Annotated in this window: 13 protein-coding genes and 2 pseudogenes; 8 read left to right on the forward strand and 7 right to left on the reverse strand. The window is 42.2% G+C overall.

The annotated features are described in order from the left end of the window. Positions 1–141: 141 nt before the first annotated feature. Complete coding sequence (locus tag PMG71_RS19335; RefSeq protein WP_283755363.1) at positions 142–381, reverse strand: hypothetical protein; 240 nt, start codon at positions 379–381, stop codon at positions 142–144. 186 nt (positions 382–567) lie between these two features. Here PMG71_RS19335 and PMG71_RS19340 point away from each other — a divergent pair, with 186 nt between their 5' ends. From PMG71_RS19340 to PMG71_RS24215, 4 genes are all read left to right on the forward strand, one after another. Continuing rightward, complete coding sequence (locus tag PMG71_RS19340; RefSeq protein ID WP_283755364.1) at positions 568–5,925, forward strand: HEAT repeat domain-containing protein; 5,358 nt, start codon at positions 568–570, stop codon at positions 5,923–5,925. A gap of 83 nt (positions 5,926–6,008) precedes the next feature. Then, entirely contained in the window at positions 6,009–6,200 is a 192-nt protein-coding gene (locus PMG71_RS19345) for a hypothetical protein (protein ID WP_283755365.1), read from the forward strand. Then, positions 6,193–6,534 carry a type II toxin-antitoxin system PemK/MazF family toxin gene (locus PMG71_RS19350; protein WP_283755366.1) on the forward strand — a complete coding sequence of 114 codons (342 nt, stop codon included), beginning with the start codon at positions 6,193–6,195 and terminating at the stop codon, positions 6,532–6,534. Before PMG71_RS19345 ends, PMG71_RS19350 begins: the two co-directional genes overlap by 8 nt. Positions 6,535–6,553: 19 nt before the next feature. After that, positions 6,554–6,664 (forward strand): NACHT C-terminal alpha/beta 1 domain-containing protein, encoded by a 111-nt coding sequence (locus PMG71_RS24215; protein WP_430541022.1) that lies wholly within the window; start codon positions 6,554–6,556, stop codon positions 6,662–6,664. 69 nt (positions 6,665–6,733) lie between these two features. Here the strand turns inward: PMG71_RS24215 and PMG71_RS19355 are convergent, their stop codons facing one another. Together PMG71_RS19355 and PMG71_RS19360 are read right to left on the reverse strand one after the other, a co-directional pair. Next, on the reverse strand, positions 6,734–7,000 hold the full coding sequence (locus PMG71_RS19355) for a type II toxin-antitoxin system RelE/ParE family toxin (RefSeq protein ID WP_283755367.1): 267 nt from the start codon (positions 6,998–7,000) through the stop codon (positions 6,734–6,736). Positions 7,001–7,002: 2 nt separating this feature from the next. Then, positions 7,003–7,209 carry a hypothetical protein gene (locus PMG71_RS19360; RefSeq protein ID WP_347179340.1) on the reverse strand — a complete coding sequence of 69 codons (207 nt, stop codon included), beginning with the start codon at positions 7,207–7,209 and terminating at the stop codon, positions 7,003–7,005. 76 nt (positions 7,210–7,285) lie between these two features. Between PMG71_RS19360 and PMG71_RS24220 the strand changes: the two are divergent. Further along, positions 7,286–7,387, forward strand: a pseudogene (locus PMG71_RS24220) (NACHT C-terminal alpha/beta 1 domain-containing protein); the annotation flags it as partial. A 31-nt stretch (positions 7,388–7,418) separates the two neighbouring features. Here the strand turns inward: PMG71_RS24220 and PMG71_RS19365 are convergent. The 4 genes and pseudogenes from PMG71_RS19365 to PMG71_RS19375 all read right to left on the reverse strand — a co-directional run bounded on the left by PMG71_RS19365 (position 7,419) and on the right by PMG71_RS19375 (position 8,491). Beyond that, positions 7,419–7,832 (reverse strand): putative toxin-antitoxin system toxin component, PIN family, encoded by a 414-nt coding sequence (locus PMG71_RS19365; RefSeq protein WP_283755369.1) that lies wholly within the window; start codon positions 7,830–7,832, stop codon positions 7,419–7,421. Then, positions 7,822–8,049: a hypothetical protein gene (locus PMG71_RS19370; protein WP_283755370.1), complete on the reverse strand. Its 228-nt coding sequence runs from the start codon at positions 8,047–8,049 to the stop codon at positions 7,822–7,824. Before PMG71_RS19370 ends, PMG71_RS19365 begins: the two co-directional genes overlap by 11 nt. A gap of 125 nt (positions 8,050–8,174) precedes the next feature. Next, positions 8,175–8,261: pseudogene (locus PMG71_RS24225) on the reverse strand (DUF5615 family PIN-like protein); the annotation flags it as partial. Beyond that, entirely contained in the window at positions 8,258–8,491 is a 234-nt protein-coding gene (locus tag PMG71_RS19375) for a DUF433 domain-containing protein (RefSeq protein ID WP_168571504.1), read from the reverse strand. The pseudogene PMG71_RS24225 and the gene PMG71_RS19375, both read right to left, overlap by 4 nt. 325 nt (positions 8,492–8,816) lie before the next feature. Between PMG71_RS19375 and PMG71_RS19380 the strand changes: the two genes are divergently transcribed. The 3 genes from PMG71_RS19380 (at position 8,817) to PMG71_RS19390 (ending at position 12,298) form a co-directional block, all read left to right on the forward strand. Continuing rightward, entirely contained in the window at positions 8,817–11,315 is a 2,499-nt protein-coding gene (locus PMG71_RS19380) for a vWA domain-containing protein (RefSeq protein WP_283755371.1), read from the forward strand. A gap of 118 nt (positions 11,316–11,433) precedes the next feature. After that, the gene (locus PMG71_RS19385) at positions 11,434–11,916 is read left to right on the forward strand and encodes a TM2 domain-containing protein (protein WP_283755372.1); all 483 of its coding nucleotides are present in this window, start codon (positions 11,434–11,436) and stop codon (positions 11,914–11,916) included. A 73-nt stretch (positions 11,917–11,989) separates the two neighbouring features. After that, positions 11,990–12,298 (forward strand): hypothetical protein, encoded by a 309-nt coding sequence (locus tag PMG71_RS19390; RefSeq protein ID WP_283755373.1) that lies wholly within the window; start codon positions 11,990–11,992, stop codon positions 12,296–12,298. Positions 12,299–12,408: the final 110 nt, after the last annotated feature.

Genomic DNA, 12,408 nt, shown 5'->3' on the forward strand with positions numbered 1-12,408 from the left:
AATTTGTTAAGAAGCGGGCAAGATGCCCGCACTCCTCGAATTCTTTGATCTGACTGGAGTGGGAGCATCTTGCTCCCTGGATTTTTAATTAGGGTATTTAAACGAACTTGATATGATTACCCGGACTTGATATAAATCTTGCTAGTTATCATTTTTACGGCAACCGATGCACAGACAATAAACCAGAGTCAGCAGCAACCATCCGCAGACAGAGTAACAAACCGAAGAATTAACCGGAGGAGTCGGTAAGGGATGAACCGGAATTTCAATCTGTTGATTCACCTGGGGTTCAACAAAATTGGTATAGGCATCTTCTAGAGCTTGTCTTTGTTGTCGTAATGCTTGTTGCTGTTGTCTAATGCGATTACGTTGAGTATCCATCTTTCATATACCAGGTTTTATTGGGGACAAAACCTAGACTATTGAGATCTGAAAGAAGAGAATTGGAACGGGAAGTGGAATGAAGTGTAAATTGGTGTAAAGCCTTATCCAATGAGGGTTTGAGTTGCCATTTCGAGTTTGATAAGTTAAACTCTAAAAAGAGTCAATAGGGTCAATGTCAGGGCAATGGATTGGCAAGAATTTCTGATAGAACAAGCAGATAATCACTTTCTCTCCCCAGAAGAGAGAGAAACTTTATTTAAGCGATTTCCTGAGCGAGACCGTTATATTAAAAATGAAGCCCAATTTACTAAGATACTTAACGAAGGAATTTCAGAGAGTAAATATCGCATTGGTCAAGAGGCTGTCACCAAGCGAATGCAACAAATTTATAAAAAGTTTGAAACAGATTACCCGCAACTACAACAGGCAAATCGTAAGTTGGGTATTCTGTATCAATGCTTGATTAACGAATACGATCAAAACACAAAACCCGCAGCCACCCTCAACCGTTGCATCTTAGGACTGAAGGGAAACTACCAAGACGCGCAACAGCAACTCAGCGAAATCACCCAAACGCTGCAAAACATCCTCAACGATAAAACCCTCTCCATTGCCAAAGTTGAGGAAGGCAGTATTCTCCTGATTGTGGAGAGTTCCCAAACCGGGTACGAGCAACTTAAACGCCTGATTGGTCAAGAAGTTGCCGGGTTTCCGGTGGAATATGCGATCGATGAATGGCAAGATATCTGCCGTCGGATGTTGATTGACCGCAAACCCTTAACCAGCAATACGGTTTTAGGTCGGGTTTATGGAAATCGCAATTTAATCGATGAGGATTTATTTGTCGATTTGGCGCTGGTGAAACCGAAACAGAGTGAGAACGAAAAACACGGCCAAGATATTGACCCAGAACGGGGTTCGGATTTGTTCGCTCGGCAGGAATTTGAGAAACGGTTTGCTTATGGGGAGTTTCTCGACGAAGTGATTGGTAAACGCACCGAGAAACAGATGGCCATTATTGGGGAACCGGGGGCAGGGAAAACCACCTTACTCCAGAAATTAGCCTTTTGGTTATTGCAACAAACCGATGATTTAGTCATTTGGGTGGACTTGGCAGAGTTGGGGAATCAAGCCCTGGGAGAGTATTTAGAAGAAAAATGGCTCAAAGAGGCGTTAGGTCAGTCCAGAGAGGAAATTAAAGCGGACTGGGAGCAGAAATTTAAGGGGGGTGCAGTCTGGTTACTGTTGGATGGTTTAGATGAGATGAGCCAGAGCGACCAACAGGCGTTAAAATTCCGAGGTTGGGTGACGGATGCGCGGACGATTGTCACCTGTCGCTTGAATTTGTGGCAAGCCAACCCCACTCAGTTACAGGGGTTTCAAACCTATCTCACCCAACCGTTTCAGGATGAACAAGTGCAGGAGTTTATCCGCAGGTGGTTTCGGGGGTTGGTTGAGTCAGGAGAGGCTGACCAGTTGGCGGAGTCTTTATGGTCAGAATTGCAAGCTGCGGAGAAGGAACGGATTAAGGATTTATGCCGCAATCCCCTGCGGTTAACGTTGTTATGTTCCACTTGGAAGGTGGAGGATGCGCTACCGGAAACGATGGCGGAGTTGTATGCGGGTTTTGTGGAGTCGATGTATGAGTGGAAGGATGACAGGTTTGAGGTGACGGACGAGGAAAAGGAACGGTTAAATGCGGCTTTGGGGGCGTTAGCAAAAGCATCCTTGGACGCTGAAACCAGTCGCTTTCGGTTAACCCATCGGTTGGTGTGTGAGTATTTGGGGAAACCGAAGGCAAAGGGGTCTTTATGTTCTTTGGCGTTACAGTTGGGTTGGTTGAATGAGGTGGGGGTAGCGGCAGAAAATCGGCGCGAAAAGGTGTATGGGTTTTATCATGCGACGTTTCAGGAGTATTTTGCGGCGTTGGCGGTGGCGGATTGGGATTATTTTTTACCGAAGGATCATGTGGATTGTCCGGTGGAGGGGAAGCGGTATCGGATTTTTGAGAAGCAGTGGAAGCAGGTGATTTTGTTGTGGTTGGGGCGTGAGGATATTGAGGCTAACGACAAGCTAGAATTTGTGATTAAGTTGGCAATTTTTAATGATGGATGTCGAAAGTTGTATCGTTTGAAGTCTTTCTTTATCGCGGTTGAGGGGATTTCTCAATTGAAAGATATTGATATGTCTGTTCCCTACAAACAATATGACCAATATCCCCTAACTTCGGTCTTGATTGAGGAATTAGTAGGAGTGGCTTTATGGGATTTTGATGTCGAACCAAAGAAGTGGAGCCTTTATTTTGACTTCCTTCAAAACGATGCTAGAGAGATATTGACAAGAACGACGAGAAGCAAGGTTATTGCAATTCTTGAGCAAAAAAATTACTTAATATCAATATGTTATTATTGGAACTCTGTCTTGAAGGGAAAAACACAGTCAGAGATAGAAGCTGAATTGAAGAAAATCTTTCCTTATCCGGCAATAGCTGATTTTATTGCTAATAATATGCCCTGCTTAGAAGAAATGGGAGTTTACCTCGAAAGCACAGGATATGGTTGGGGAGTAGATTTTATATTTTTTAATTTTGTTTCTTTTTTATCCGGCCTAGATCCTCATAATCAATCACTGGTTTTCAGCTTACCGTTTTTGATTGCAACTACTGAAAAACCAAGCAGTAGACTAAACGCCATTAACTGGTTATTGACTATTGCTCCCGATCATCCTGCCTTGATAGAGGGTTTAGTCAAAACGATGGTAACTGCTGTTGAGTGGCGCGATCGTGATGAAGCGGCTCAGATTCTAGGAAAAGTTAATCCTGGTAATCCTTTTATTATGAATTGGTTGTTAGAGCTACTTAAAGCTAATCAAGATGAAAATTACCTTTGGCAGATAGCTTATCATCTGGGTCTAATCGATCCGGGAAATAGCCAAGCTCAGACTGTTTTACTCGAAATTATTAGAACAACTCAAAGTGAAGAGATTCGTTGGTTCTTGGCTCAGTATTTAGAGAAGTACGAGCCTGGTAATCCTGGTGCGATCGCAGTTTTATTAAAAATTATCGAAACGGCTAACCGTGAAGATATTATTCGTCAGGCATTTGAGAGTTTACGGAAAATCGGGAAAGGACATCCTGAGCTAGTCGCAAGTTTGTTGAAAATTATTGAAACTACTGATAATGAAGATATTATTCATCAGGTATTTTGGACTAATGAAGATATTATTCATCAGGTATTTTGGACTTTAGAAGAAGTGGGTAAAGGACATCCTGATCTAGTCGCAGGTTTATTAAAAATTATTGAAACTGTTAACCGTGAAGACATTATTCGTCAGGCATTTCTGAGTTTACGGGAAATCGGGAAAGGACATCCTGAGCTAGTCGGAAGTTTATTAAAAATTATTAAAACTACTGATAATAAAGATATTATTTATCAGGTATTTCTGACTTTAGAAGAAGTGGGTAAAGGACATCCTGATCTAGTCGCAGGTTTATTAAAAATTATTGAAACTGTTAACCGTGAAGATATTATTAGTCAGGCATTTCTGAGTTTACGAATAATCGGGAAAGGACATCCTGATCTAGTCGCAAGCTTGTTGAAAATTATCGAAACTACTGGTGATGAAAGCAATTGTTGCGAAGCAGCTTATTGTTTACACACAATTGACCCTGGAAATCCTCATATTATTCCTGCCTTGATTAAGGTTATCGAAACCACCGATAATGAAGATACTCGTTATCGAGTAGCTTGGTATTTAAACACAATTGACCCTGGAAATCCTCATATTATTCCCGCCCTATTCAAGGTTATTGAAACCACCGATAATGAAGATACTCTTTATGATGTAGCTAATTATCTACACACAATTGACCCTGGAAATCCTCATATTATTCCCGCCCTAGTCAAGGTTATTGAAACTACCGATAATGAAGATACTTGTTGTGAATTAGCTGGGTATTTACACGAAATTGATCCTGTAAATTCTCATGTAATTCCAGCTTTAGTCAGGGTTATTGAAACCACGGATTATGAAGATATTGCCAAAAATGCAGTTCGGACTTTCGGAAAATTTGAATGTGGTCATCCAGAAGCAATCCGTGTATTAAGTCAACTCATTGAAACAACTAAAAATATAGTTATACTTGAGGAATTGGCTACGAGTTTGGGGAAAATCGATCCAGGAAATCCTCAAGCCATTTCTACATTACTCAAACTGGCTGAAACCAGTGAAGATAAGAGTCCAAAGCATTATGCGTGGGCATTCAGTAAATCTTGGAAAGGAAATAATCAAGCGATTGCTAGATTGCTGGAATTTTTGGAAACTGCTGAGAATAATCAAACTTTAGTATTTGTCAGCGAAATTTTAGAGAAAATTGGAAAGGGGAATTATTTAGCAATATCTGGATTAATGAAGATCCTGCAAACTAATGCAAATCAAAATATTTGTGTATATGCCGCCTACAGTTTAGCGGAAATTGATCCTAAAAACTATTTGGCAATTCCTAGTTTGGTTAAAATCATAGAAACTAATCAAGAAGAATGGATTCAGTTGCACATAGCTTGTCAGTTAGGCAAAATTGATCCGAGTAGCAAACTAGCAAATGAGTGCTTAATTAATATTTTACAAACAAATGATAGTCAACAAGTTTTAAAAGTAATTGAACAGTATTTAAGGGAGGTTGACTGGGGGAGTTATTTTGGAATTAGCGTCGTTATAAAATTATTAGAAATTTCCAGAAACAAGAAATATGAAAAATCAACACCTATCTATGCTATTTTTCGCTTTGACCAAACCTTTGATCGTATTTGCCACGGAAGCACATTGGCAATATCTCGGTTAATTGAACTGATTAAATCTGACTACTTAGAAGGTGATTATTCTATATATTTTGAGTATCTCAAAAAAACTATAGCTAACTGGGAACAAAAAGAAATGATAATTTCTAGCCTTCACTCCTGCCTCAGCGATGAAACCTACAGAGACAACTTTAACCTTTATTTAGAGTGTTATAAACTCTTCTGGGACATTTCTCAAGACCTCCCCTATCCCGACTTTTATCGCGCCTGGCACCATCCCCCCACCACACCCCATCCCGAAATCACCGACCAAACCCCCCATAACAGCGAAACAACCTTCGCCCCCATCAACCTCGCCCAAAGCCTACAAAACCAACCCATCCTCATCCTCAACACCCAACCCCTCGCCAACGAAACCCGCGAAAGAGAAATCGCCCTCACCCTCAGCGAACTCATCTGGGACACCACCTGTCCCGACCAAGACCCCCCAGAACCCGCCACCCCTGCCGAACTGCGCCGCCACCTGAAACAACTGCAACGCCGCGACCTCCTCCCCCACCGCGCCCTTCTCCTCACCGACTGCCAACATCCCACCCCGGAACTCATCGCCTTCTGCGAAAAACTCACCGGAGTCATTGCCGTTGCCTTCCTCACCGACGACCCCCTAGACGCGCCATTAAAAGGCTTTCCGCCGAATCAACCTAATCTGTTATCTGCCATTCAAACCTGGCTAGAGGAGATTTGAAAAACCGAGTTTCTGGCTTTATGGGATAAAATTGGAGTTGACTTTCAAACCTAATTTTGACTAGCGAAGCTCGCTGAACCCCTATGAATACCCTAGCTCAAGAAATTCTCAAAAACTTTGATAATTTGCCAAATACAGAACAACAGGCGATCGCGGTAGAAATACTTAAAAGAGTTATTGATTTTGACGTTCTCCCCCTAACAGACGAGGATTTAGTTCTCAATGCAGAAGAACTATTTTTAGCCTTAGATGAGCAAGAGGTAAATTATGAGTAGTCCTAACCGGGGAGAAGTCTGGCTGGTGGATTTAGGTTACACCGCCAAGGTTAGGCCTTGTCTTGTGGTGAGTATTCCAGCCCTCACGCAGGATAGAGCATTAACAACATTGATTCCGCACACCACCAGTCCTAGAGGTTCACGTTTTGAAGTAGAGATTAAAACCCGGTTTCTCAAGCCAGGAGTTTTCGACGTACAAAACCTGATTACCATTCCTCATGCAAAACTTCTGAAAAAATTAGGTGAATTAGATCCAGAGCAGTTGTCACAAATTGAAAAAGTTTTACGCTTATGGTTAGGCTTTGAAACCCCGGATGATGAGCCATCAACATAATAGTCTCTTTAGCAATTAAATTCATCTCGTTACCCCACTCACTGCCGCCCTAGAAGCGCCCTTAAAAGGCTTTCCGCCGAATCAACCTAATCTGATATCTGCCATTGAAGCTTGGTTAAAGGAGATTTAAGAAACCGGGTTTCTGCGACAATTTCAGCTACAAACCAGAGATTTTGATAGAAACCCGGTTTCTGACCCCTTAATAAACCTCATCGTGACTGCCAACATCAACAAAAACCGCTTGGTCATCTTCTGTAAAATAAAATAATACTCTCTCGTCGTAATCTACAGTAAAACTCCATAAATCCTTCAGCTTTCCCGATAGCTTATGGGTTCTCAATCTCGGATCGTAAGGGTCTAAAGTAAACATTTCTAATTTCTGCCAAAATTTTGACTCTAAATTGTCATTCCCTTTAATCCTTTTTTTAAAAGCCCGTTTAAAAGCTGAACTAAAACTGACTTCCATGATTATTCCTCAATCAGTTGTCTCAATTCGTCAATCTGGTTAGAGAACTTGAGGTTTCCTTGCTTTTGTTCTTTCTGGGCTGCTTGAAAATTCTCATAAATATCGTCGCGACGTTCTTCACGGAGATACTGCTGCAACAATGATTGAATTTCTTGTTTTTCATCCGTAGAAAGACTTTTAATTCCTTCAACTACATCATTAAATGTCATCATTGACGAAGCCTCACGGTACTAAATTACTGTTAATGATATCCTATTTCACCACTTAGGGGCATCATAGCGATTTGCTTTTCTCACCGACGAACCCCTAGACGCGCCCTTAAAAGGCTTTCCGCCGAATCAACCCAATCTGTTATCTGCGATTCAAACCTGGTTAGAGGAGATTTGAGGATTCAAGAAACCGGGTTTCTGACCCTCATTTATTCAGCAAATCTATCAATAAACTGCTCTGGAGTCAGAATTTCTATGGATTGGAAAGGATTTAACACCAATAAATCTAAATCGCCTGTAAGAATGAGATTGGCATTGCCACTAACAGCCAGTTCTAAAAACTTATTATCCTTTTCATCTCGACAAACAGAGATTTTTTCTGTAATATTCACTAACTGGGATGAACCGATAAATTTAAGCAAAAACACTTGTCTTTCTTCTTGAGAAAGATACTTGTCAAACTTGGAACGATTCAGAACTCGCTCTAATTCTTTTAATGTGGCTTCAGAATATAAAATGATTCCTTGCTTTTCTGCCAATGCGATCGCTCGAAACGGAACTGAGAATTTAAAGAGCAAAGCACTGATTAAAACATTGGTATCGATGACAAATCTATTCCTCATTATCATCCGCTAAAATCTCTTGTAAAATTTCTGGCGTTAAGCCTCGCTGTTGTGCTTTGTCTGAAATTTCTGCCATCACCTCAGTCAAACTCTTGCTGTATAGCCTCTCTCGTAAAAACAATTGAACAATATCGCTTAACTGTTTTTGAATTTCAGGGTTAGCCTGTTCAAATGCTGATTTTATATCCTCATCAACTTGAAGAATAATACTAGCCATAGTTTTCTTTTTAATGGGGAATTTATCGGTTGACAAAATTATAGCACCACATCACCCCCTCAAACAGCCTACTCAACCCCCCACCCCAGAAATCATCGCCTTCTGCGAAAAACTTACGGGGGCGATCGCCATGCGATCGCTTCCAAACCAAAGGTTTCTGTTAGCCAATTGGCTAATGTGGGGGGCAGTTGAGCATCGATCCAAATCTTCATGCGGTTAGTCTGGGAAAATCAGTACGTCGTGCAGCAAAGATCAAACAAGCCTGAATATCCGCTAGTTCTAGATCGGGAAAGTCCTCTAAAATTTCAGGAATGCTAACATTTTCTGCCAACATTTCTAAAATATCGGTGACGCGAATTCGCATCCCTCGAATACAGGGACGACCGCCACATTGACCGGGATTTTGCGTAATTCGGTTCAGTAATTTAGGCGTTGAACTCATGATTTTTTTAGGCTGAATGAGTGATTGATTTGTCTAATTAATTATATCCGAGAATTTTACTAACTACAACGGAAATCATCAGCTTCTGTGAAAAACTCACCGGAGTCATTGCCGTTGCCTTCCTCACCGACGACCCCCTAGACGCACGCGCCGTTAAAAGGCTTTCCGCCGAATCAAACCAATCTGTTATCTGCCATTGAAATCTGGCTAGAGGAGATTTGATAAACCAGGTTTCTCCCTAAAACTTGGGATAATGCAGATGTTGACAAAAACATCAACAAAGGTTAGAATAGAAGGGTAATGATGCAAGAAGCTCCCATCACCTATGGTTAAGAATGCTGCTGTGACTCCTGTACCGACTACTCGGTTTGTCCTCTACAACCTTGCCGGTGAGCCAAAGGCTTATTATCGAGTCGATCGCCAACGGTTAAGTCAGAAGGAAGAGAAGTCGAATCCGGAAGCAGTGGAGGCGATCGCCCATAGTATCATAGCGATCGATCGCTCCGGCTCCATGTACCATGACATCACCCCCCTCAAGGAAACGCTGATCAAACTCCTGACTCTAGAAGAATACAGCCATAGCCAACTGGTAATAACCCTGATTTCCTACTCCTCTCAAGGCAACTTAATCGCTCACTTCCAGCGCGTCCCTATTCAAGAGGTGATGAAACTGAATTCTTCCTATCTTCAGGAGATTCAAAATATACAGGTTTCCGGTGCAACTTGTATTTCCCAAGCCTTGCAACTGGCAACCGAGCTAGTTCAACCGGATGAATTGACTGCTATTACCCTGCATAGTGATGGTTATGCCAACCATCCCAACGTGCGATCGGAAGTGGAAACCCTCGAACACATTTGTCAGAATCTCAACCAAAGCAATGTTTTTCTGAATACGATCGCCTATTCTGCCAGTTCTGACTTTAAATTACTCTCCCGTTTAGCCAATCTGGTGTCGGGAACCTGCGTACAAGCGAAGAGTGTGAAACAGGTGTATGATGCACTCTATAACACTTCCAAGCTTCTAGGAGAGGCGATCGCCGAAGCCATTGAAGAACCCCTATTCAAAGAATACGACTATCAAATCTTCCTCTCCCACAGCGCTCAAAAGCTCAATGGTAACGCGGGTAAGCTGAAAATCTTGGGACTCAAAAAAGACGATGATGGCATCTTCTACAAATATCAAAAACTCACCCAAACCGAATTTGAGCAATTAACCGATATTCCCCTGGCTCAAACCGATGAATCCGTTTTTGCCTTCGCCAAAGCGCAACTGATTGATGGCAACTTAAACCTGGCTAAATATGCCCTAGTTAGCACTTTTGATGCCACCTTATCCCAGCGCCATGGAAAAGCCATCACCAATAGTCAACTGGTTGAATTTTCCCAAGCTTTAGACCAGGCAATCTATGAACCGCAGAATTTAGCAGAACACCAAATTCTGTCCGAAGTCCCTGTCAACAAAAACTTGCCCATTTTAGACCTGATCCAATTATTCGAGACCCACAAAGATCAAATTATCCTCAATCTCAAACATCTCCAAGATTGTTATCAACGCCGGGGAATTAAGCGCATTCCTGGCCAGCGAGATGCTGATGGTAACTTGGTCAAACCTTGGCTGAAAACCGAATATGTGGATAGTGGTGACTATGTACAGATGGGGTCATTTGACATTAATCGCAATACTGCCACCATCAATTTACTCATTACCCGTCCAGTAAAATTGGTCAAAGCTGAGGATGAAACCCCCATTACAGAAGTCGCCGGAATTTTGCTCAATGAGTTGAAATCTTACAACAACTATACTCTCATTGGCGATGGCGTATTGAATGTTGAGAGCTTAAGGGTAAAATTTAGTAACCCTAAAGTCTTTAAGATTTTCAAAGAACAGAATTTACTCTCCAATGCAGAGGCATTTGATGGGAATAGGGAATACGAGATTGACTTAACTTCATTGCCCATTGTGCCCATGGCAGCCGATTATACTCAAGTACAGGGAGTGTTTTCACGATTGGCAATTTTGCGGGTATTGTCGAGTCTTTTTTCTGCCCATCTCAAAGAGGTTTCAGATACCTATACTGCGGATCAATTAGAGGCTCTCAAAGAGCATTATTTATCCAAGAATTTGTATCTGAACTTTCCCACAACTACCGAATATTCTGATTTAGAAGAAGCGATCAATACCGGTAAAGTTGACTCGCGGGTGAGCTACAAAATTGAGCTAGGCAATTGTGAAATTCTCAATTTGGGTCAATTGCATTCAGCCAACAAGTTTTTAGACCGGTTTTATGAAGTATACGATCAACAGACCGGAGAAAAGCTCGATAAGCCGACATTCGATCAAACTCTAGATAATGCGGTAGTGTTTGGCCACAAGACGTTATCAAAGCGCACTAAAGTGACGAAAGTAGATGACTTGATGAAGCCGATTTTTGATGAGTTTTTGGGTTTAGAGAAAAACGGCAGTTTGACAGAGCTTTTGAATGAGTTAGGCGCGTCCGATCTGGTGAGTTTGCTGGAGAAAAAATGGCAAGAACAGACCATTGAAACTGACCTGTTTGTAGAAGCTTTAAGTGGAGGTTTAACTAAAGTTAATCAAGCCTTAGAAAAGCTGTATCGAGAAAAAATTTCGCCGTTGGTGTTTTATATTGGTGCAACGGGACTCATTCCTGATGAGCTAGAAGCGGTTGCTTATACTGCTGATGAACTTGCTGCCAAATCAGGGGATTTGAAGTTTTCCAAGTCGGAAAAAGAGGGCCTGTTTTTTGAAGTCGGGGATCTAATCGTCAGTGTTTATCCGAAGACTGAGTATTACAGCGTCTCTTAGGTCGTTCTAAAGGATTAGGGGGCGATCGCCAAAATTGCCTCCAACCAGCCCCTGTTTCTCATGTTAGCATAGGAGAAACAGGGCTTTATGCTTTTCAAATTCTCCCTATACTCAATCCATGAATAAGGTTAGCACAAGCTACATCCTCTGGTTCCTCGGCATGTTTGGAGCCAACGGTATTCATCGCCTCTATAATGGTAAGATTGCTACAGGCATTCTCTGGTGTTGTACCTTCGGACTCTTTGGCGTGGGTCAATTTATTGACTTACTCTTTATCCCCAATATGGTTGATGAATATAACCTTAAATATCGGGCAAAACATGGTTTATCACCAACCGGTGTCCCTTTAACCCCTCGGACTATTCCCTGTCAAGTCGTGGAAGTGACCGAAACACAAGCCCCCGAACCCGCCAAGGTAAGATTAGCTAAAGCGGCGGCGGCACGGGGCGGAGAGATCTCCGTAACCCAAGCCGTGATTGATACCGGTTTGGATTTTGATGAAGTGGAAAGCCTATTAATAGAGATGCTCAAAAAAGGTTATGCAACCATAGATAATCATCCCGATACCGGGGTGGTTTTGTACAGATTTGAAGAACTATAGAACCCCCTCTCGGAGGAATAAACGCTATCCTGATAGAGTTGCCCATCAGCACCCTATTGGCAGAGGAGAACCGATGAATCCCGAAAATCCCCGCGATCCGAATCGCCGTCTGCGAGAGATCGAAGAACAACTGAATCCTCCATCCGATCCAACCTTCAGCTCTGGGTCGATTAAAGCTCTTTTGACCCAAATTCAAACCTGGTATCAAAGCCTATCCAATACAGGTAAATGGGTTGTCGCTGGCGTAGGGGTGGTGATTGGATTTGGGTTTCTCAATCTCTTCCTACGGCTGGTCAGCACCGTGATTACTTTAGCGGTATTGGGAGGAGCCTTGTACTTAGGTTACAAATTCTTAATTGAATCTGACCCCTCCCAAAATTAAGCTAAAGTGCAAAACAGCTCTATCTAGGGAAAGGCAGACCAGAGGGAAATAAAATCGGGTCTTTCCCTGGGGAACGCATCCTTTTAGTTCATTCCCAGTTCAAAACTCGA

This window comes from Roseofilum acuticapitatum BLCC-M154 (assembly GCF_030068475.1).
Classification (GTDB): Bacteria; Cyanobacteriota; Cyanobacteriia; order Cyanobacteriales; family Desertifilaceae; genus Roseofilum; species Roseofilum acuticapitatum.